The organism is Aeromonas sp. sia0103, from assembly GCF_963895295.1.
Classification (GTDB): domain Bacteria; phylum Pseudomonadota; class Gammaproteobacteria; order Enterobacterales; family Aeromonadaceae; genus Aeromonas; species Aeromonas encheleia.
Genome location: NZ_CAWQKG010000044.1, coordinates 270,517 through 289,392, shown reverse-complemented (window position 1 = coordinate 289,392; position 18,876 = coordinate 270,517). Strand labels below are relative to the sequence as shown.

17 protein-coding genes are annotated in these 18,876 nt (G+C 60.2%); 8 read left to right on the top strand and 9 right to left on the bottom strand.

Annotated features, from left to right (window positions below; genetic code table 11):
- Positions 1 to 83: 83 nt before the first annotated feature.
- From lpxC to mutT, 5 genes are all read left to right on the top strand, one after another.
- The gene (gene lpxC / locus AACW18_RS15350; RefSeq protein ID WP_042653217.1) at positions 84 to 1,007 is read left to right on the top strand and encodes a UDP-3-O-acyl-N-acetylglucosamine deacetylase; all 924 of its coding nucleotides are present in this window, start codon (positions 84 to 86) and stop codon (positions 1,005 to 1,007) included.
- A gap of 140 nt (positions 1,008 to 1,147) precedes the next feature.
- Positions 1,148 to 2,053, top strand: coding sequence for a M23 family metallopeptidase (locus AACW18_RS15345; RefSeq protein WP_042653216.1), 906 nt, complete (start codon positions 1,148 to 1,150; stop codon positions 2,051 to 2,053).
- 59 nt (positions 2,054 to 2,112) lie between these two features.
- The gene (gene secA, locus AACW18_RS15340) at positions 2,113 to 4,833 is read left to right on the top strand and encodes a preprotein translocase subunit SecA (protein ID WP_218389153.1); all 2,721 of its coding nucleotides are present in this window, start codon (positions 2,113 to 2,115) and stop codon (positions 4,831 to 4,833) included.
- Positions 4,834 to 4,906: 73 nt separating this feature from the next.
- Positions 4,907 to 6,091, top strand: a complete 1,185-nt coding sequence (locus AACW18_RS15335; RefSeq protein ID WP_218389152.1) for a tetratricopeptide repeat protein — start codon at positions 4,907 to 4,909, stop codon at positions 6,089 to 6,091.
- An 8-nt stretch (positions 6,092 to 6,099) separates the two neighbouring features.
- Positions 6,100 to 6,507 (top strand): 8-oxo-dGTP diphosphatase MutT, encoded by a 408-nt coding sequence (mutT, locus tag AACW18_RS15330; protein ID WP_218389151.1) that lies wholly within the window; start codon positions 6,100 to 6,102, stop codon positions 6,505 to 6,507.
- 56 nt (positions 6,508 to 6,563) lie between these two features.
- On the opposite strand, the gene yacG is transcribed toward mutT, so the two are convergent.
- From yacG to AACW18_RS15285, 9 genes are all read right to left on the bottom strand, one after another.
- Positions 6,564 to 6,758: a DNA gyrase inhibitor YacG gene (gene yacG, locus AACW18_RS15325; protein ID WP_218389150.1), complete on the bottom strand. Its 195-nt coding sequence runs from the start codon at positions 6,756 to 6,758 to the stop codon at positions 6,564 to 6,566.
- Positions 6,759 to 6,774: 16 nt separating this feature from the next.
- Positions 6,775 to 7,497 (bottom strand): cell division protein ZapD, encoded by a 723-nt coding sequence (gene zapD / locus AACW18_RS15320; protein WP_218329451.1) that lies wholly within the window; start codon positions 7,495 to 7,497, stop codon positions 6,775 to 6,777.
- Between the two features lie 37 nt (positions 7,498 to 7,534).
- Positions 7,535 to 8,149, bottom strand: coding sequence for a dephospho-CoA kinase (coaE, locus tag AACW18_RS15315; RefSeq protein ID WP_218389149.1), 615 nt, complete (start codon positions 8,147 to 8,149; stop codon positions 7,535 to 7,537).
- Positions 8,150 to 8,167: 18 nt separating this feature from the next.
- Positions 8,168 to 9,040 (bottom strand): prepilin peptidase, encoded by an 873-nt coding sequence (locus AACW18_RS15310; RefSeq protein WP_218389148.1) that lies wholly within the window; start codon positions 9,038 to 9,040, stop codon positions 8,168 to 8,170.
- Positions 9,041 to 9,145: 105 nt separating this feature from the next.
- The gene (locus tag AACW18_RS15305) at positions 9,146 to 10,387 is read right to left on the bottom strand and encodes a type II secretion system F family protein (protein ID WP_218389147.1); all 1,242 of its coding nucleotides are present in this window, start codon (positions 10,385 to 10,387) and stop codon (positions 9,146 to 9,148) included.
- 131 nt (positions 10,388 to 10,518) lie between these two features.
- A complete protein-coding gene (gene tapB / locus AACW18_RS15300) occupies positions 10,519 to 12,225 on the bottom strand; it encodes a PilB family type IVa pilus assembly ATPase TapB (protein WP_218389146.1) in 1,707 nt (568 codons plus the stop codon).
- A gap of 3 nt (positions 12,226 to 12,228) precedes the next feature.
- On the bottom strand, positions 12,229 to 12,669 hold the full coding sequence (locus AACW18_RS15295) for a pilin (RefSeq protein ID WP_218389145.1): 441 nt from the start codon (positions 12,667 to 12,669) through the stop codon (positions 12,229 to 12,231).
- A 323-nt stretch (positions 12,670 to 12,992) separates the two neighbouring features.
- Positions 12,993 to 13,850, bottom strand: coding sequence for a carboxylating nicotinate-nucleotide diphosphorylase (nadC, locus tag AACW18_RS15290; protein ID WP_218389144.1), 858 nt, complete (start codon positions 13,848 to 13,850; stop codon positions 12,993 to 12,995).
- Positions 13,851 to 13,853: 3 nt separating this feature from the next.
- Complete coding sequence (locus AACW18_RS15285) at positions 13,854 to 14,324, bottom strand: retropepsin-like aspartic protease family protein (protein ID WP_042653204.1); 471 nt, start codon at positions 14,322 to 14,324, stop codon at positions 13,854 to 13,856.
- 134 nt (positions 14,325 to 14,458) lie between these two features.
- Here AACW18_RS15285 and ampD point away from each other — a divergent pair, with 134 nt between their 5' ends.
- The 3 genes from ampD (at position 14,459) to aceE (ending at position 18,802) form a co-directional block, all read left to right on the top strand.
- Complete coding sequence (ampD, locus tag AACW18_RS15280) at positions 14,459 to 15,031, top strand: 1,6-anhydro-N-acetylmuramyl-L-alanine amidase AmpD (protein ID WP_218389143.1); 573 nt, start codon at positions 14,459 to 14,461, stop codon at positions 15,029 to 15,031.
- Positions 15,032 to 15,307: 276 nt separating this feature from the next.
- Entirely contained in the window at positions 15,308 to 16,072 is a 765-nt protein-coding gene (gene pdhR / locus AACW18_RS15275) for a pyruvate dehydrogenase complex transcriptional repressor PdhR (RefSeq protein WP_042653203.1), read from the top strand.
- Positions 16,073 to 16,141: 69 nt separating this feature from the next.
- Positions 16,142 to 18,802, top strand: coding sequence for a pyruvate dehydrogenase (acetyl-transferring), homodimeric type (gene aceE, locus AACW18_RS15270; RefSeq protein ID WP_218389142.1), 2,661 nt, complete (start codon positions 16,142 to 16,144; stop codon positions 18,800 to 18,802).
- Positions 18,803 to 18,876: the final 74 nt, after the last annotated feature.

The window sequence follows — 18,876 nt, the reverse complement described above, 5'->3', positions numbered from 1 at the left end:
TTGTTTGTTGCTTAAGGATTGTGCTAAGATGGCCCGGCAACGACCATCTGGTCCGGAATTTGAGCTGTTAAGCGGATATACCCATGATTAGACAAAGAACCTTGAAAACGAGTGTTCAGGCCACCGGTGTGGGCCTGCATTCGGGCCGGAAAGTCACAATGACGTTCCGTCCGGCGCCTGTTAACACAGGGATCGTTTACTTGCGTACCGATCTGAATCCTGTGGTAGCGCTGCCAGCCAACGCCGATCAGGTGCGCGATACCGTGCTTTGTACCGCTCTGGTGAACGAAGCCGGTGTACGCGTTTCTACCATCGAACACCTCTCTGCCGCCCTGGCCGGGATGGGGATCGACAACCTCTATGTGGAGGTTGACGCACCCGAGATCCCGGTGATGGATGGCAGTGCGCACCCGTTCATCTACCTGCTGCAAGAAGTCGGTATCCGTGAACAGAATGCGCCGAAGCAGTTCGTGCGGATCAAGCAGAGCATCCGGGTTGAAGACGGCGACAAGTGGGCGGAATTCCACCCCTATCGCAACGGCTTCAAGATGGATCTCGAGATCGATTTCCAGCATCCGGTGTTTGAAGGCCGCAACCAACGTTGCGTGCTGGACTTCTCCGGTAGCTCCTTCGTGAAAGAGATCAGTCGTGCCCGTACCTTTGGCTTCATGCGCGACATCGAGTACCTGCGTTCCCAGAACCTGGCATTGGGCGGAAGCCTGGAGAATGCCGTGGTGCTGGATGACTATCGGGTGCTGAACGAAGATGGTCTGCGGTATGAAGACGAGTTCGTCAAGCACAAGATGCTGGATGCGATCGGTGACCTCTATATGTGTAACCGCAGCATCATCGGCGAATTCCGTGCCTACAAGACCGGCCACGCCTTGAACAACAAACTGCTGCGTGCCTTGCTGGCCAAGCAGGAGGCCTGGGAACTGGTGACCTTCGAGGGTGAGGGCGAGAAAGCGCCCATCGCTTACTACGATAACGGTCTGGTTCTGGCCTGATAGCTGTGCAACAGGACGTCGGTCATCTCTCCGCACCGACGTCCTGTCATTTGTTTATTCCATCCTTTAATACCGATTATCTCCCGGTTTTATTGCCCGTGCAGGCTCCTGGCCGCACCTGACCGAGAAGACAGATTTCTATGAGCATTACCCTGATCCTCAACGGTAAGCAGCGCCGCAAGTTGCACTTACCCAAACAACGTCTGGCCTGGGTCGGCGGTATCCTCTTCTCCCTGTTGGCACTGGGTGGTGGTTGGCTCTGGCAGAGCTGGCACCAGCAGATGGAGGCGCTGGAAATCGCGCTGGCCAAGGCCGAACAGCAAAAATCCACGCAAGGGGCCGATGAAGCCCGTGAACAGCTTGCCATGCTGGCCGCCCAGGTGGGCACCATGCAGGGGCAACTGGGCCGCCTCAATGCGCTCGGAGAGCGGCTGACCGAAAAAGCCGATCTCGATCCCGACGAGTTCAATTTCAAGGAGTTGCCCCCGATGGGCGGTCCCTCCTATGATGCCGACCTGGAAGTCAGCCTCAACGAGCTGCAAGACTCCATGGCGCACCTCAACCGCCAGCTCAGTAGCCGTGAAGAACAGCTGTCGGTACTTGAATCTTTCATCATGAATCACCATATCACCGATGCCGGCTTCATTGCCGGTTCGCCGGTCAAGCAGGAGCGAGTCTGGATCTCCTCCGGCTTCGGTGGCCGGGTCGATCCGTTCAACGGTCGAGCCAAGATGCACAAGGGCGTGGATTTCCGTGGCAAGCCCGGCACCCCCATCATGGCGACCGGCAAGGGGATCGTCAGCTGGGCGGGCCGCCACCCGGAATTTGGCAACATGGTCGAGATTGACCATGGCAATGGTCTGGTGACCCGCTATGCCCACAACTCCAAGTTGTTGGTGGATGTGGGCACCCTGGTCGATGAGGGCCAGAAGATAGCCCTGATGGGGCGAACCGGTCGCGCGACCGGGGTGCATTTGCATTATGAAGTGTTGAAAGATGGTCGTCAGGTCAACCCCGCACGCTTTCTGAATGCCAGACGGGGTTAGGTTTTTTCTTCAGGTTCCAGTGACGGAACGCTCAAATATAACCAAAACAGTTGGTACCCATGATTAGCACACTGCTCACCAAGATTATCGGCAGCCGGAACGACAGAACGCTCAAGGCTTTGCGCAAAATTGTAAAACAGATCAATGCGATGGAGCCTCAGTTCGAGGCACTGTCCGATCAGGAGCTGCAGGCCAAGACCGCTGAGTACCGTCAGCGTCTTGAGCAGGGTGAGACGCTGGAACAGCTGTTGCCGGAAGCGTTCGCCACCGTGCGCGAAGCCTCCCGCCGGGTGTTTGGCATGCGTCACTTCGACGTGCAGCTGATCGGCGGTATGGTGCTGAACTCCAACCGCATCGCCGAGATGAAGACCGGTGAAGGTAAGACGCTTACCGCTACCTTGCCGGCTTATCTGAACGCCCTGAGCGGTCGTGGCGTGCACGTGGTGACGGTGAACGACTATCTGGCCAAGCGTGATGCTGAGGCGAACCGCCCGCTGTTCACCTTCCTCGGCATGACGGTCGACTGCAACGTGCCCGGCATGGATGCGTCCCAGAAGCGCGACGCCTACGCCGCCGACGTCACCTATGGTACCAACAACGAATTCGGCTTCGACTACCTGCGCGACAACATGGCGTTCTCGCCGGAGCAGCGCGTGCAGCGTCCGCTCAACTACGCGCTGGTGGATGAGGTGGATTCCGTGCTCATCGATGAGGCCCGTACTCCGCTCATCATCTCCGGCCCGGCCGAAGACAGCTCCGAGCTCTACATCCGCGTCAACAAGCTGATCCCGCTGCTGGTCAAGCAGGACAAGGAAGACTCCGAAGAGTACACCGGTGACGGCCACTACACGGTGGATGAGAAGAACCGTCAGGCGCTGCTGACCGAAACCGGCCAGATCTTCGTGGAAGAGCTGCTCAAGAAAGAGGGGCTGCTGGCGGAGGATGACTCCCTGTTCTCAGCCACCAACATCAGCCTGTTGCACCACGTCAACGCCGGCCTGCGCGCCCATACCCTGTTTGAGCGCAACGTCGACTACATAGTGCAGAAGGACGAGATCGTCATCGTCGACGAGCACACCGGTCGTACCATGCCGGGCCGTCGCTGGTCCGATGGTCTGCATCAGGCCGTCGAGGCGAAGGAAGGGGTCAAGATCCAGAACGAGAACCAGACCCTGGCCTCCATCACCTTCCAGAACTACTTCCGTCTGTATGACAAGCTGGCGGGGATGACGGGTACCGCCGACACCGAAGCCTTTGAATTCCAACAGATCTATGGTCTGGATACCGTGGTCATCCCGACCAACCAGCCGATGGTGCGCAAGGACATGGGCGATCTGGTCTACCTGACTGCCCAGGAAAAGTATGCCGCCATCGTCGAAGACATTCGTGGCTGCGTCTCCCGTGGCCAGCCGGTGCTGGTGGGGACTGTCTCCATCGAGAACTCCGAGCTGCTGTCTGGCATCCTGAACAAGGAGAACATCCCGCACAAGGTACTGAACGCCAAGTTCCACGCCATGGAAGCCGAGATCGTCGCCCAGGCTGGCCAGATTGGTGCCGTGACCATCGCCACCAACATGGCCGGTCGTGGTACCGACATAGTGCTGGGTGGCAACTGGCAGGCCGAGATCGCCGCGCTGGAGAACCCGACCGACGAGCAGATCCGCGAGATCAAGGCCGCCTGGCAGATCCGCCACGATGAAGTGCTGGCCGCCGGCGGCTTGCACATCATCGGTACCGAGCGCCACGAATCCCGCCGTATCGACAACCAGTTGCGCGGCCGTTCCGGTCGTCAGGGTGACCCGGGTTCTTCCCGTTTCTATCTCTCCATGGAAGATACCCTGATGCGGATCTTCGCCTCCGACCGTGTCACCAGCATGATGAAGAAGCTGGGCATGGAAGAGGGCGAGGCCATCGAGCATCCTTGGGTGACCAAGGCCATCGAGAACGCCCAGCGCAAGGTGGAGGGTCGCAACTTCGACATCCGCAAGAACCTGCTCGAATTCGATGACGTGGCCAACGATCAGCGCAAGGTGGTCTATGAGCAGCGCAACGAGTTGCTGGACACCAATGACATCTCCGACACCATCCACGTCATCCGCGACGACGTCTATGGCAGCGTCATCGACGAGTACATCCCGCCCCAGTCCCTGGAAGAGATGTGGGACGTGCCGGGCCTGGAAGCGCGCCTGAAGTCCGACTTCTCGCTGGATCTGCCGCTGCAGCAGTGGCTGGCGGAAGATGACAAGCTGTATGAAGAGAAGCTGCGCGAGCGCATCCTGGAAGAAGCCACCAAGCTTTACGCCCACAAGCAGGAGCTGGTCGGCGTCGAGGTGCTGCGCAACTTCGAGAAGGCGGTGATGCTGCAGACCCTGGATGGCCTCTGGAAGGAGCACCTGGCGGCCATGGATCACCTGCGTCAGGGCATTCATCTGCGCGGCTACGCCCAGAAGAACCCCAAGCAGGAATACAAGCGCGAGTCCTTCGATCTGTTCACCCAGATGCTGGAAACCCTCAAGCGCGACGTGGTCAGCATCCTGAGCCGGGTGCAGGTGCAGGAGCGCGACGTGGAGGCGATGGAAGAGCATCAGCGCCAGCAGGCGGAAGCGGCTCCCCGTACCTATACCCATGCCGCCGCCGAGAACCAGCTGGCCGACGGAGAGGCCCAGCCCGAAGAGGGTCATGTCACCTTCGTGCGTGACGAGCAGAAGGTCGGTCGCAACGATCCTTGCCCCTGCGGTTCCGGCAAGAAATACAAGCACTGCCACGGTCAGTTGACCTGATCCCTTGTCGTGATTCATGCACCGCCTCCGGGCGGTGCATTCATTTCAGGGCCCCCAAGGAAGGAGAGATAAGATGAGCAAGGCGCCGACAGGGTGGGACGAAGAGGCCCATGCCAGCTGGCTGCAGGAGAGGCGACAGGAGGCGGTCCAGCTGGTGCTGGCACGACTGAACGGGGAGCGCCTCAAGCCCGCACCCCTGCAGCTGCAGTTTGCCTATTACCTCTTTCTGTCTGGCGATCCGGCCTCGGCCGCACAAGTGCTGGAACTGGCCCATCAGACCGAACCCGATGACAACGAGGTGCTGCGCAACCTCTGTGTCTGTCTGTCGCGCTCCGGCCAATATGAGCGGGCGCTGCTGCGACTGACCGAGCTGGCGCGACGGGAGCCGAGGGAATATCTGGCCCAGGATGGCCTTTGCACCTCCCTCGCCAAGCTTGGGCGTCATGCCGAGGCGGCGCAGGCGGGCACCCGTGCACTGATCCTGAAGGATGAGGCGAGCGGTCAGCCGGCCGAGGGGTGGGCGCTGCCCGCAGGTGGCCCGGATACCTGGCTGGCCGAGCGCCCCGACCGGCAGAAGGTCATCGCCTTCTCCCTGTGGGGCAGCGAGCGGCGCTATCTGCGCGGTGCGCTCGACAACGTGCTGGCGGCGGCCTATCTCTATCCGGGTTGGCGGGTGCGTTTCTATGTGGATGCGAGCGTGCCGGCAGCCTTGCTGGCGTGTCTGCAGGAGCACGGTGCCGAGGTGCTGGTGCAGCCGGCCGGACAGTCTCTGCGCCAGCGCCTGTGCTGGCGCTTCCTGGTGGCCAACGATCCCGGGGTGGGGCGCTTCCTGATCCGCGATGCGGATTCCGTGCTGAACATCCGGGAACGTCTCGCCGTCGATGCCTGGCTTGCATCGGAGCGCTGGTTCCATATCATGCGTGACTGGTGGAGCCATACCGATCTGGTGCTGGCGGGAATGTGGGGAGGCGTGGCCGGCATCCTGCCGCCGCTGACCCCGCTGCTTGCCACCTATCAACCGGGTACCATGGAGACACCGAATGTGGATCAGTGGTTCCTGCGCGACTGCTTGTGGCGCTATCTGCGCCAAAGCTGCTTGGTGCATGATCGTTGCTTCACCCCGCCCGGGGTGAGCCCCTGGCCACAGCCCGCCCCGAGTGGGAATGAGCATGTGGGGCAGGATATCTTTACGGCTCAGGAGGCGCAGCAGGCCAGTCGGCTGGCCCCCTGGATTGCCGCGTTGCCGTGCTTACGTTGAGGACAGAGATGGAACCGAAGAAACGGATCTGGGTGGCGGTCGGCGTCATCGAGAATGAGAAGGGCGAGATCTTCCTCGCCAAACGCTCCTCAGACCGCCATCAGGGCGATCGCTGGGAGTTCCCGGGGGGCAAGGTGGAGTCGGGAGAAGACCTGCTGACCGCGCTGGACAGGGAGTTGTGGGAGGAGATCGGGATCCGGGTACAGGATTGCGCACCCTTCATGGAGCTGTACCACGATTATCCTGACAAGCAGGTGTTGCTGGATATCTGGAAGGTGACCCGCTTCAGTGGCGAGCCCTTCGGCAAGGAGGGGCAGGAGTGCCGCTGGGTGCCGCTGGCCGATTTGCACGAATACCGGTTCCCGGATGCCAACGGCCCGATCGTGGCGCGGTTGCAGGCATCGCTGGCGGAGTAATTTGCCGGGGTGCCGATATTAAAAAAGGGCCCTGCGGGCCCTTTTTGGTATCTGGCTCATTGCCACTGCTCACCCTCGTCCGGGTAGGGCAGCAGATCCGGATTGATCTCGCCCGGGATGCGCTTCTCTTCATCGGCCCATTCGCCGAGATCGATCAGCTGGCAGCGCTTGCTGCAGAAGGGACGAAGCGGGCTCTGCGGGCCCCACTCTATCTCGGTTTGGCAGGTCGGACACTTCACCTTGGTGACCATATTGGCTCCTTGACCGTTAGCAACAGGCTAGCTGGAAGGGGACGTCGCCGATCTGCTGCTCCGTCGTCGGCTGGAAGCGCAGGGCGAACCGGTTCTTGTGACCGCTCAGGGTCGGATAGCAGGAGTGGTTGCCGAGGATGCGGATGCGGATCAGCTCGGCGCCCTCGGCGGTATCCTGGAAGAAGCCATTGGTGGCGACCTGGTCGCTGAAGTGGCCGGACTCGCGCCACAGCCGCAGCAGCAGGGAGATGGCGTTCATCAGCAGGTTGATGTCGCTGAGCCACTGTTGCATCTGTTGATGGCGAGCGACGGCCGGGGTCGCCAGCCAGTGGTGCAGCTGTGGCACGTCGAAGGCGCACAGGCCACCCGGAATGGAAAAGCGCTGGCGAATGGAGCCGAGCAGGCGATCCTCTTTCAGGCGAGCACCGGGCCGTGGCGAATTGAGCAGGCTGCGGGAGAGTTGGGCGCTCTCCTGCTGCATCCGCTGGATCTGCTCGAGATCGACCTCCGGCAGGCTGGCCCAATGGCTCAGACGCTGACCGAGCCGCTCCAGATCCTTGATCAGATCGGCACGCAGATCGCCGCGCTCCAGCAGCTCCTGCAGATCGAACAACCCCTTGAAGAAGGCGATGTGTGCCCAAGGCTGGTCACTCTCCAGATTGTCGCGGATCTGGGAAAACAGGGACTCCAGACGAAGATAGGTCCGGCTTTTTTCGTTGAGGGGGAAATCGTAAATCATGCCTAATCCTGGCCAGCCATAAACCGGCCTAGTGTACTCACACTTGGCGGGCTTGTTGAGTGGCAAATGCCAGATATGTCTCGTGCAGCGCCAAAATTCGCGCCCGGATGGTCTCACTCGTACCACTCTGGTTGTCCAGCACATCATCGGCCACCGCGAGCCGCTCGGCCCGGCTCGCCTGGGCGGCCAGAATGGCCTCCGCCTGAGCGCGGCTCACCCCGTCCCGGCGGCAGGTGCGTTCGATCTGGGTCGCCTCATCCACGTCGATGACCAGCACTCGATCGGCCAAGTTCATCAACCGGTTCTCTACCAGCAACGGCACCACCAACAGGCAGTAGGGCGAGCTGGCCGCCGCGCACTGGCGCAGCATCTCGCTGCGAATGAGGGGGTGGAGCAGGGTGTTGAGCCAGTGTTTGGCCGCCGGCTCGCTGAAGATTCGCTCGCGCAGGACACGCCTGTCCAGTCGCCCCTGTTCATCCAGGATGCCGGGACCAAAATGGCTGGCGATGGCGGTCAGTGCCGGTGTGCCGGGCTCCACCGCCTCGCGGGCGATCAGGTCGGCATCGATCACCTCGATACCCAGAGCTGCAAACTGGTTGGCGACGGTCGTCTTGCCGCTGCCGATCCCGCCGGTGATAGCTACTACATACATTGTCAGGGCACCCTTGTGTTAGAGGACGGTGTTCAGATACCAGCGGGTGATGCTATCCCCCCACAGCAGCGCGATCCAGCCCGCGATGGCGAGATAGGGGCCAAAGGGAATAGGGTTGGCTTGATGATGCCGACGCAGGGCGATCAGCGTGAGGCCGATCAGGGCGCCGATCAGGGAGGAGAGCAGCAGCACTATGGGCAGAGCCTGCCAGCCCAGCCAGGCGCCGATGGCGGCCAGCAGTTTGAAGTCACCGTAGCCCATCCCCTCCTTGCCGGTGAGCAGTTTGAAGGCCCAGTAGAGGCTCCATAGCACCAGATACCCGGCCATGGCCCCGATCACCGCATCTCCCAGCGGGACGAAGCCGCCCAGCAGGTTGAACAGCAGGCCTCCCCACAGCAGTGGCAGGGTGAGCTGGTCCGGCAGCAGCATCTTGTCCAGATCGATGAAGGTGAGCGCGACCAGCACCCAGGTCAGCGCCAGAGCGGCCAGGGTGCCCCAGCCCGGGGCCAGGGTCGCTGCGACGGCCACCGACAGCAGGGCGGTCAGCAATTCGACCAGCGGATAGCGGACCGAGATGGGAGCCCGGCACTCTCGGCAGCGCCCCTTGAGCCAGAGCCAGCTCAGCAGGGGGATGTTCTCCAGCGCCCCGATGGGATGGTTGCAATGAGGGCAGCAGGAGCGCGGTACCATCAGGTTGTAAGGCGTGGTGGGGGCGGGCTCGGCATCGCTGTCAAAATAGCTGCGGTATTCCGCGTGCCACTCCCGCTCCAGCATGATGGGCAGGCGATGGATCACCACGTTGAGGAAGCTGCCGATCATCAGGGAGAAGAGAAACGTCAGGGAGAGGTAGAGCCAGGGCAGGCCGTGGGCCAGTTCGATCAGAGACGCCATAATCAACCGTTTTATATTGGGAAAGAGAGCCATAAAGGATCGTACCCGCGCCGGCTGATGCCGGCGGGGTTTGCCACCCGGGTCTGCAGGTCGGGCCGCAGGGGGTCAGTGTATCACAGAGCCCAGCTTGAAGATGGGCAGGTACATGGCGACGACCATGCCACCGACCAGCACTCCCAGCACCACCATGATGAAGGGCTCGAGCAAGCTGGTGAGGCCATCTACCATGTCGTCCACTTCCTGCTCGAAGATGGCAGCCACCTTGGAGAGCATGTCATCGATGGCGCCGGATTCTTCCCCGATCATCACCATCTGGATCACCATGTCGGGGAACAGGTCCACGGTACGCATGGCGACGTTGATCTGCATGCCGGCCACGACCTCGTTGCGGATGGCCATGATGGCGGTGCGGTAGACATAGTTGCCGGAGGCGCCGGCGGCCGAGACCAGGGCATCAACCAGCGGGATACCGGCGGAGAAGGTGGTGGAGAGGGTGCGGGCGAAGCGGGCCATGGCCGCCTTGTGCAGGATGGAGCCCACTATGGGGATGGTGAGGATGAACCTGTCCGTGTTATCCCGTACCTTCTGGGAGCTGCGCCAGGCGCGCACGTAGAGGAAGATGGCGAGGGCGATGCCGCCAAAGATCGCATACCACCAATGCTGCATGAAGCGGGAGATGCCGATGACGAACTGGGTGAAGATGGGCAGTTCGGCGCCGAAGCTCTTGAAGATCTCCTCGAACTGGGGAATGACGAACAGCAGCAGGATGGAGGTCACTATGATGGCCACCAGGATGACCATGGCTGGGTAGAGCATCGCCTTCTTGATCTTGGACTTGAGTGCCTCGCTCTTCTCGCGGTAGATGGCGATCCGGTCGTAGATGGTCTCCAGCGCACCGGATTGCTCTCCCGCCTCTACCAGGTCGCAGTAGAGTGTATCGAAGTGGCGGGGGTGGCGGCGCAGTGCCTCTGACATGGGCGTGCCGGTTTCTACATCGGCGGCGATCTGGCCGATCAGGTCGCGTACCGCCGCCTTTTCGTGGCCGCGCGCGATGATCTGCAGGCTTTGTACCAGCGGCACACCGGCGGAGAGCATGGTGGTGATCTGGCGGGAGATGACGGCGATGTCCATCGGCTTTATCTTGGCGCCACCCTTGGAAAACAGCCCCTGGCTCTGCTTGCTGACCTTGGTGACGTTGACGCCTTGCTTGCGCAGCTCGCTCTTGACGGTGGTGATGCTGTCGGCCTGCAACTCGCCAGAGACCTTCTGCCCCTTGCGATTGACCCCGTGCCAGCGGAAGGAGAAGACCTTTTTGGGCGGGTTACGTTTTTGCGCTAATGTTGCCATCACTGCATCCTGCAATTGGGCGACGGTGGCCGGATGATATAGCTCCCTGTCCGGGCCGCCTTGGCTTGAAGAACATCCTCGAGGGATGCCGCATGGGCATCACCCGGGTGAATGGGTTGGAAACGCTGGGCTCAGTTGGTGGTGATCCGGTTGATCTCGGCCAGGCTGGTGACCCCCAACCTTGCCTTTTCGAGACCTGAGATACGCAGATTACGCATGCCCTCCTTCTGGGCAATGGCAGCTATTTGCAGGGAGTTGGCCCCCTGCATGATCAATTTTGCGATGTTGTCGGACATGAGCATGATCTCATAGATGCCGACGCGGCCTCGGTATCCTCCCGAGCACTCCTTGCAACCGACCGGCTTGAACAGCCGCAATCCGGCGGCCAGTTGCTGGGGGGTAAAGCCCAGCTCCAGCAGCTCGGCGTCCGGCACCACCTCCGGCGTCTTGCAGTGATCGCATAGCTTTCGGGCGAGGCGCTGGGCCATGATGAGAGTCACCGAGGAGGCGATGTTGAAGGCGGGGACCCCCATGTTCATCATCCGCGTCAGGGTCTCGGCCGCCGAATTGGTGTGTAGGGTCGAGAGCACCAGATGACCGGTCTGGGCCGCCTTGATGGCGATCTCGGCTGTCTCCAGATCCCGTATCTCCCCCACCATGACGATATCCGGATCCTGGCGGAGGAAAGAGCGCAGGGCACTGGCGAAGGTGAGTCCGGCCTTGGGGTTGATCTGCACCTGGTTGACGCCGGGCAGGTTGATCTCCACCGGGTCCTCGGCGGTGGAGATATTGACCTCGTTGGTATTGAGAATGTTGAGGCCGGTATAGAGTGAGACCGTTTTACCGGATCCAGTGGGGCCGGTGACCAGGATCATGCCCTGGGGTTTGGAGAGGGCTTTCAGGTATTGGGCCTTCTGCCGGTCGTCGAAGCCTAGTTGCTCTATGTTGAGGCGAGTCGCCGAGGAGTCCAGCAGGCGGATCACAATCTTTTCACCCCACATGGTGGGCAGGGTGTTGACCCGCATGTCCATGGATCTGTGGCGTGACAGCCTCAACTTGATCCGGCCATCCTGGGGCAGGCGTCGCTCGGCGATATCGAGCCGCGCCATCACCTTGAGACGGGCGGAGAAGCGGTTGGCCAGGTTGACCGGTGGGGTGGCGATTTCATGCAGAATGCCGTCGATCCGAAAGCGGATCCGGTACTTGGTCTCATAGGGTTCGAAGTGCAGATCCGAGGCGCCGCGCTTGATGGCATCCATCATGATCTTGTTGATGTACTTCACGATGGGGGCATCGTCATCCGCCGTATTGACGCCCTCATCGAGCCGAGAGCCTTCGTCAGAGACTTCGAGTTCCGAGATTTCGGACTCGTCGATATGGTCCATGCCGAGCGCATCCTGCTCGTTCTCCATCAGCTTGCCGATGGCGGTGGTCAGTTTGCTCTCCTCGACCAGCAAGGCTTCCGTGTGCAGGCCGAAGCTGAAGCCGAAATCCTCCAGTGCCGACACATTGGTCGGATCCGACATGGCGATATAGAGGGTGTGGCCCTGGGTGTAGATGGGCAGCACATGGTGTTTCTCAATCAGCTTCTGATTGAGGTATTTCTGCGGGATCTCGGCCAGATCGAAGGCGGCAAGATCCAGCAGAGGTACCCCATATTCCAGCTCGCAGAAATCCGCCAGCGCCTTGCTGTCGAGGATATCGTTTTCGATCAGGAAGGTGACAAAAGGCTTGCGCTGCGCCCTGGCCTGGCTCAGGAAGCGCTGTGAGTCCGGCTCACTGAGGAGGGAAGAGGCGGCCAGGCTGGTGGCCAGGCCGCTATTGGGGCTAGAGGTCATGCGTTAGCAGATACCAGAAGTCAAGCATAAACTACCGCTTGCCGCATTGGTCCATATAACTTGGCCATTAGTAAATTGACCGCCCAAAATGTAAGTTTTCTCCGCATCTTCGAAGGGAGGGTTCGCCCCGGTGGCCAATATTTCAACTGCACCACTAGCTGTCCCTGGGCCTATGGTAACTGACGCAACAAAACTACCAGCGGCACCACTGACATCTTGTGGGATACCATTGCTTCCTGCCGTTGTACAATTCGCCATATCACCATCTTTCTGCGCGCACACTTCTACCGCGGTTTTAAATGCACCAGTCGCAGTGACAACTTCTGAGAACTTCGCTTTTTTGGTGTAGGTCTGATAGGCCGGCAGTGCGATGGCGGCCAGGATGGCGACGATCGCAACCACTATCATCAATTCGATAAGCGTAAACCCTGATTGTCTTTTCATGTCAAATATCCTTTTGTCCATGGTTCCTGATAAGTGCTGGTGGAAATCTATCCACAAGGCAGTATCTTATCCGAGCGCTTCGGGTTGGCAACAGAGGTTATCCCTTTGTTAACCACTTTTCTGTCATTTAGTGAAAATCATAGAAAAATCAAACATTAATTAGCCTCTAATGGCTCTTTTCTTCATCGTCGGGAGGGCCCATCTTCACACTCCTTATGCCGTGGGATCCTGCATAAAGAAAAGGCGCCAGTGGCGCCTTTTGCAAGTTTCGAGACCTGTAATATCTGGCAGGGCGAAACGAAGGGTTTCTCTCCCGTCCGCATTCAGACAAAGCGCATCGAGAGATCCAGCGCCCGCACATGCTTGGTCAGTGCACCCACCGAGATGAAGTCGACGCCGGTGGCGGCATAGTCGGCGAGCGTCTCCAGGGTGACATTGCCAGACACCTCCAGCTTGGCGCGGCCCTGATTGAGGGTGACCGCCTCGCGCATCATGGTCACATCGAAGTTATCCAGCATGACGATGTCGGCGGCGGCGCTGAGGGCCAGCTCCAGCTCGGCCAGCGACTCCACTTCCACTTCCACCGGCTTACCCGGGTTGAGGCGGCGGGCCTCGGCGATGGCCTCTTTGATGCCGCCGCAGGCGAGGATGTGGTTCTCCTTGATGAGGTAGGCATCAAACAGACCGATCCTGTGGTTCTTGCCACCGCCACAGGTGACGGCATATTTCTGGGCGTTGCGCAGGCCGGGCAGCGTCTTGCGGGTGTCGAGCAGGCGACATTCGGTGCCTGCCAGCTCGGCGACATAACGGGCGGTGAGGGTCGCGACGCCGGAGAGGGTCTGCACGAAGTTCAAGGCGTTGCGCTCGCCGGTCAGCAGGATGCGGGCCGGGCCATGGAGGCGGAACAGCTCCTGACCCGGTGAGAGCTGTTCACCATCCTGGACCTTCCATTCCACCTTGACCTCGCCACCTAGCTGGGCGAACACCTCATCGACCCAGGGCTGGCCGCAGAACACGCCAGCTTCGCGGGTGATGACACGGGCGGTCGAGATGCGATCGGCCGGGATCAGCTGGGCCGTGATGTCGGCGCTGGCGTCCGGTTGATCCAGTACGGTGAGGGCTTGACCTAAGTCTTCGAGTAGTGCGGCGCGTACGGCGCGGCTGATGTCCTGTTGTAACATGCCTTATTCCTGCAAGGGTCTGAGAAGCAACTGCCTGTCTTTCTGGCGCAATTCCAGCCGGCCGAGGGCATTCATGCCCACCAGGATCTCCTCCCCGTCGGCCGCCGGATTGATAAACACGGACAAATCGTACAAGGTCAGTGGGCCCATCGCCAGGCTTTCGATCTGGCTGGTATGGACCTGGATCTCGCCGGCCGCCGTGTTGACCCGGCTGCGGCCGGTGGCGATCAGGCCGAGGCGGTTGGCCACCTGGCTCGGTACCGTCACCCGGGTGGCTCCCGTGTCCAGCAGCAGTTGCACCGGTTGACCGTTGATGGCACCCTCCAGACGATAGTGGCCGCTGGCATCGGCCTTGAGCAGCAGATCGCCGCTGGCGGTCACGGTCGGCTGAGCACCTGAGTAGAAGTAGAGGGTCAGTAGCCCCAGCAGGGAGAGCCAGGCCAGCAGCCAGAGACGGCGTGCCATCGGGTGCATATGGGGTCCAGTGCCTTGCGAATGATGGTTCAGCCTAACACAGTTTCACCCATGAATTCAGATGCTTGTTCCCAGTTTATGATGGGAGCGGCCGCCCGCTAGCGGGCACATTTCCATTGTGGATCGAGTAGATGATGACGCAGCCCATAGCAGTTTTTTCCATCGATGCCGAGGGGTGGTGTGAGCAGGCCCGTCGGGTGCCATCCCCCCACCAAAACGAGCGGGCCAGCCCGGACGACATCTCCCTGCTGGTGGTGCACGGCATCAGCCTGCCACCCAGGCAGTTCGGCGGTCCCTGGATAGATGACCTCTTCCTGGGGCGACTGGATCCTGCCGCGCACCCCTATTTCGCCGAGATCCATCAGCTGCGAGTCTCGGCCCATTGCCTGATCCGGCGCGATGGTGAGCTGGTGCAATATGTGCCATTCGGTGCCCGCGCCTGGCATGCCGGGGTGTCGAGCTGGGAGGGCAGGGAGGCGTGCAACGATTTCTCCATCGGCATCGAGCTGGAGGGGACAGATGAGCTGCCCTACGAGGAGGCGCAGTACCTGACGCTGGCGGGGCTCACCCGAGCCATATCAGGCCAATATCCTGCCATCACCCCGGAGCGGATTGTCGGTCATTGCGATATTGCCCCCGGTCGCAAGACGGATCCGGGCGATAGTTTCGAATGGGCTCACTATCGCCATCTGCTCAACTTCAAGTGACAAAGCTAAACTTTAGTTTGTATTTTTAAAATCAATGGCTTGTCTCTATGGCGAGCCATTCTTTCAGGCTGTTGGCCAAATGTTATCTGTGAGGAAGCTCATAAATATTGGTCAGACCATTTTCTTTGAGCCACATCATAATTCCCGTCTTTTACCCCTAAAGTGGCAACCTTCAATCTTGATGCAGATCATATTTTGGGTGGACTTTTCCTATGCCCTCTGCTAATTTTCGCCCCAATCATAGAATTGGTAATACCAATTTAACAAAGTAGCCCCATGCCCTATATCAAGATTACTCAGCCCAAGCTGGCCGACGCCATCGTCGCCGAGCTGGAAAGCATGATTCTGGAAGGCAGCTTGCAGCCGGGGCAGAAGCTGCCACCGGAGCGCGAACTCGCCATCCAGTTTCAGGTATCGCGCCCCTCCCTGCGCGAAGCCATCCAGCGCCTGGAAGCGAGAGGACTCTTGTATCGTCGTCAGGGTGGCGGCACCTATGTGCAGAATGCCCTGAGCAAGGGGATCGCCGATCCCCTGTTCGAACTGCTCAGCACTCACCCTGAAGCCCAGTACGATCTGCTGGAGTTTCGTCACGCGCTGGAAGGCATCTGTGCCTACTATGCCGCACTGCGGGGGACCGAGGCCGATTTCGAGCGGATCCGCCAGGCGCAGTCCGCCATCGAAGAGGCGGGTCAGCAGGGGTCGCTGGTGGTCGAATCTGCCGCCGTCACCCAGTTTTATCTGGCGGTCGCCGAGGCATCGCACAACGTGGTGCTGCTGCACCTGTTGCGGGCCATGGGCCCCATGCTCGAACAGAATATTTTACGAAATAATGAAATTTTGAATCGCCGTCCGGGAGTGGTAGCCAAGATCCGTCGCCATCGTGCGAGCCTGATCGAGGCTATCCTGTCGGGGGCTCCGGAGCGGGCCAGGGCTGCTTGTCATGAGCACCTGGCCTTTATCGAGGACACCTTGTTGGATATGCAGAGGGAAGACAGCCGGATCCAGCGATCCATGCGTCGGATCCGTCAGCAGGAAAACTAATCCCACAAGGCTTTATTGTCGAATTCTTGCGCATCTTAACCGCCGTGCAAATAACAATAGGAACCAGCCATGTCTGATATCCTGAAGAACGATGTGGACCCGATAGAAACGCTGGAGTGGCTTGCCTCTCTGGAATCCCTGCTGCGTGAAGAGGGTCCCCAACGCGCTCAGTTCATCCTTGAACAGCTTACTGAGAAGGCACGCATCAGCGGTGTTGACGTGGCTGAAAAGGCGAATCGCGACTACATCAATACCATCCCTGCCAGCGACGAACCGGCTTACCCGGGCGACCTGGAGATGGAACGTCGCATCCGCGCGATCATCCGCTGGAATGCCATGATGATAGTGCTGCGCGCCTCCAAGAAAGACCTGGACCTCGGCGGTCACATGTCTTCCTTCGCCTCTTCCGCGACCATCTACGAAGTCTGCTACAACCACTTCTTCCGCGCTCGCAGCGAGAAGGACGGTGGCGATCTGGTCTACTTCCAGGGCCACATCTCCCCGGGCATCTACGCCCGTGCCTTCGCTGAAGGTCGTCTGACCGAAGATCAGCTGGACAACTTCCGTCAGGAAGTGGACGGCAAGGGCATCCCTTCCTATCCGCACCCGAAACTGATGCCGGACTTCTGGCAGTTCCCGACCGTTTCCATGGGTCTGGGCCCCATCGCCGCCATTTATCAGGCTCGCTTCCTGAAGTACCTGACCGACCGTGGTATCAAGGATTGCTCCGAGCAGACCGTTTACGCCTTCCTGGGTGACGGCGAGATGGACGAGCCGGAAGCCAAGGGTGCCCTGACCGTTGCCGTGCGTGAAAAGCTCGACAACCTGGTCTTCGTGGTCAACTGCAACCTGCAGCGTCTGGACGGTCCGGTCGTGGGTAACGGCAAGGTCATCAACGAGCTGGAAGGTCTGTTCGCAGGCGCCGGCTGGGATGTCACCAAGGTTATCTGGGGTCGCAAGTGGGATGAGCTGCTGAAGAAAGACACTTCCGGCAAGCTGATCCAGTTGATGAACGAAACCGTGGACGGCGACTATCAGACCATGAAGTCCCGTGACGGCGCTTACGTCCGTGAGCAGTTCTTCAACCGTTACCCGGAAACCGCCGCGCTGGTCAAAGACATGACCGACGAGGAGATCTTCGCTCTGAACCGCGGTGGTCACGATCCCCGTAAATTGTTCGCCGCCTTCTCCAAGGCCGCAGCGACCAAGGGCAAGCCGACCGTCATCCTGGCCAAGACCATCAAGGGTTATGGCATGGGCGAAGCGGCTGAAGGCAAGAACATCGCTCACCAGGTCAAGAAGATGGATCTGGGCTCAGTGCGTCACCTGCGCGATCGTTTCAGCCTGCCGGTCACTGATGAGCAGCTGGAAGAGTTGCCGTACCTGAAGATCGAAGAAGGTACCGAAGAGCACAAGTACCTGCACGCTCGCCGTGCCGCGCTGAAGGGCTATGTACCGACCCGTCTGCGCGAGAGCACCACCAAGCTGGAAATCCCGGCGCTGGATGCCTTCGGCCCGCTGCTGGGTGAGCAGGCGCGCGAGATCTCCACCACCATGGCGTTCGTGCGTTCCCTGAACGTGCTGCTGAAAGACAAGTCCATCGGCAAGCGCATCGTCCCGATCCTGGCCGACGAAGCCCGTACCTTCGGGATGGAAGGTCTGTTCCGTCAGATCGGCATCTACAGCCCGCACGGTCAGCAGTACACCCCGCAAGACCGTGACATCGTCTCCTACTACAAGGAAGACAAGCAGGGTCAGGTTCTGCAAGACGGTATCAACGAGCTGGGCGCCATGTCCTCCTGGCTGGCTGCTGCGACCTCTTACAGCACCAACGATTGCCCGATGATCCCGTTCTACATCTACTACTCCATGTTCGGCTTCCAGCGGATCGGCGACATGGCGTGGGCAGCCGGTGACCAGCAAGCCCGTGGCTTCCTGCTGGGCGCGACCTCCGGTCGTACCACTCTTAACGGAGAGGGCTTGCAACACGAAGATGGTCACAGCCACATCCTGGCCGGCACCATCCCGAACTGCATCTCCTACGATCCGTCCTACGCCTATGAAGTGGCGGTGATCGTACAGGACGGCCTGCGCCGCATGTACGGTGAGAAGCCGGAGAACGTCTTCTACTACATCACCACCCTGAACGAGAACTATGCCATGCCGGCCATGCCGGAAGGCGCCGAGGAAGGCATCCGCAAGGGTATCTACAAGCTGGAATCCGTGGCCGGTAACAAGGCCAAGGTACAGCTGCTGGGTTGTGGCTCCATCCTGGGTCACGTGCGTACCGCCGCCCAGATCCTGGCGAGCGAATACGGCGTGGGTTCCGATGTGTTCAGCGTGACCTCCTTCAACGAGCTGGCTCGTGATGGTCAGGACGCCGATCGCTGGAACATGCTGCACCCGACCGCAACTGCCCGCGTACCCTACATCACCTCAGTGCTGGGTAGCGATGCCACCATCGCCGCGACCGACTACATGAAGTCCTTCGCCGAGCAGGTACGTGCCTTCGTGCCGACCGAGCACTACCGGGTACTGGGTACCGATGGTTACGGCCGTTCCGACAGCCGTGCCAACCTGCGTCGTCACTTCGAAGTGAACGAGTTCTATGTCGTCGTTGCTGCCCTGACCGAACTGGCCAAGCGCGGTGAGATCGACAAGCAGGTTGTGGCCGACGCCATCGCTAAATACGGCATCGATGCCGACAAGGTTAACCCGCTGTACGCGTAAGAGGATTGAGTGCCCTGTCCGGACCTGCGTGCCGGACAGGGCCTTGCCCAGGTTAATGCGACATAAGGGTAAGA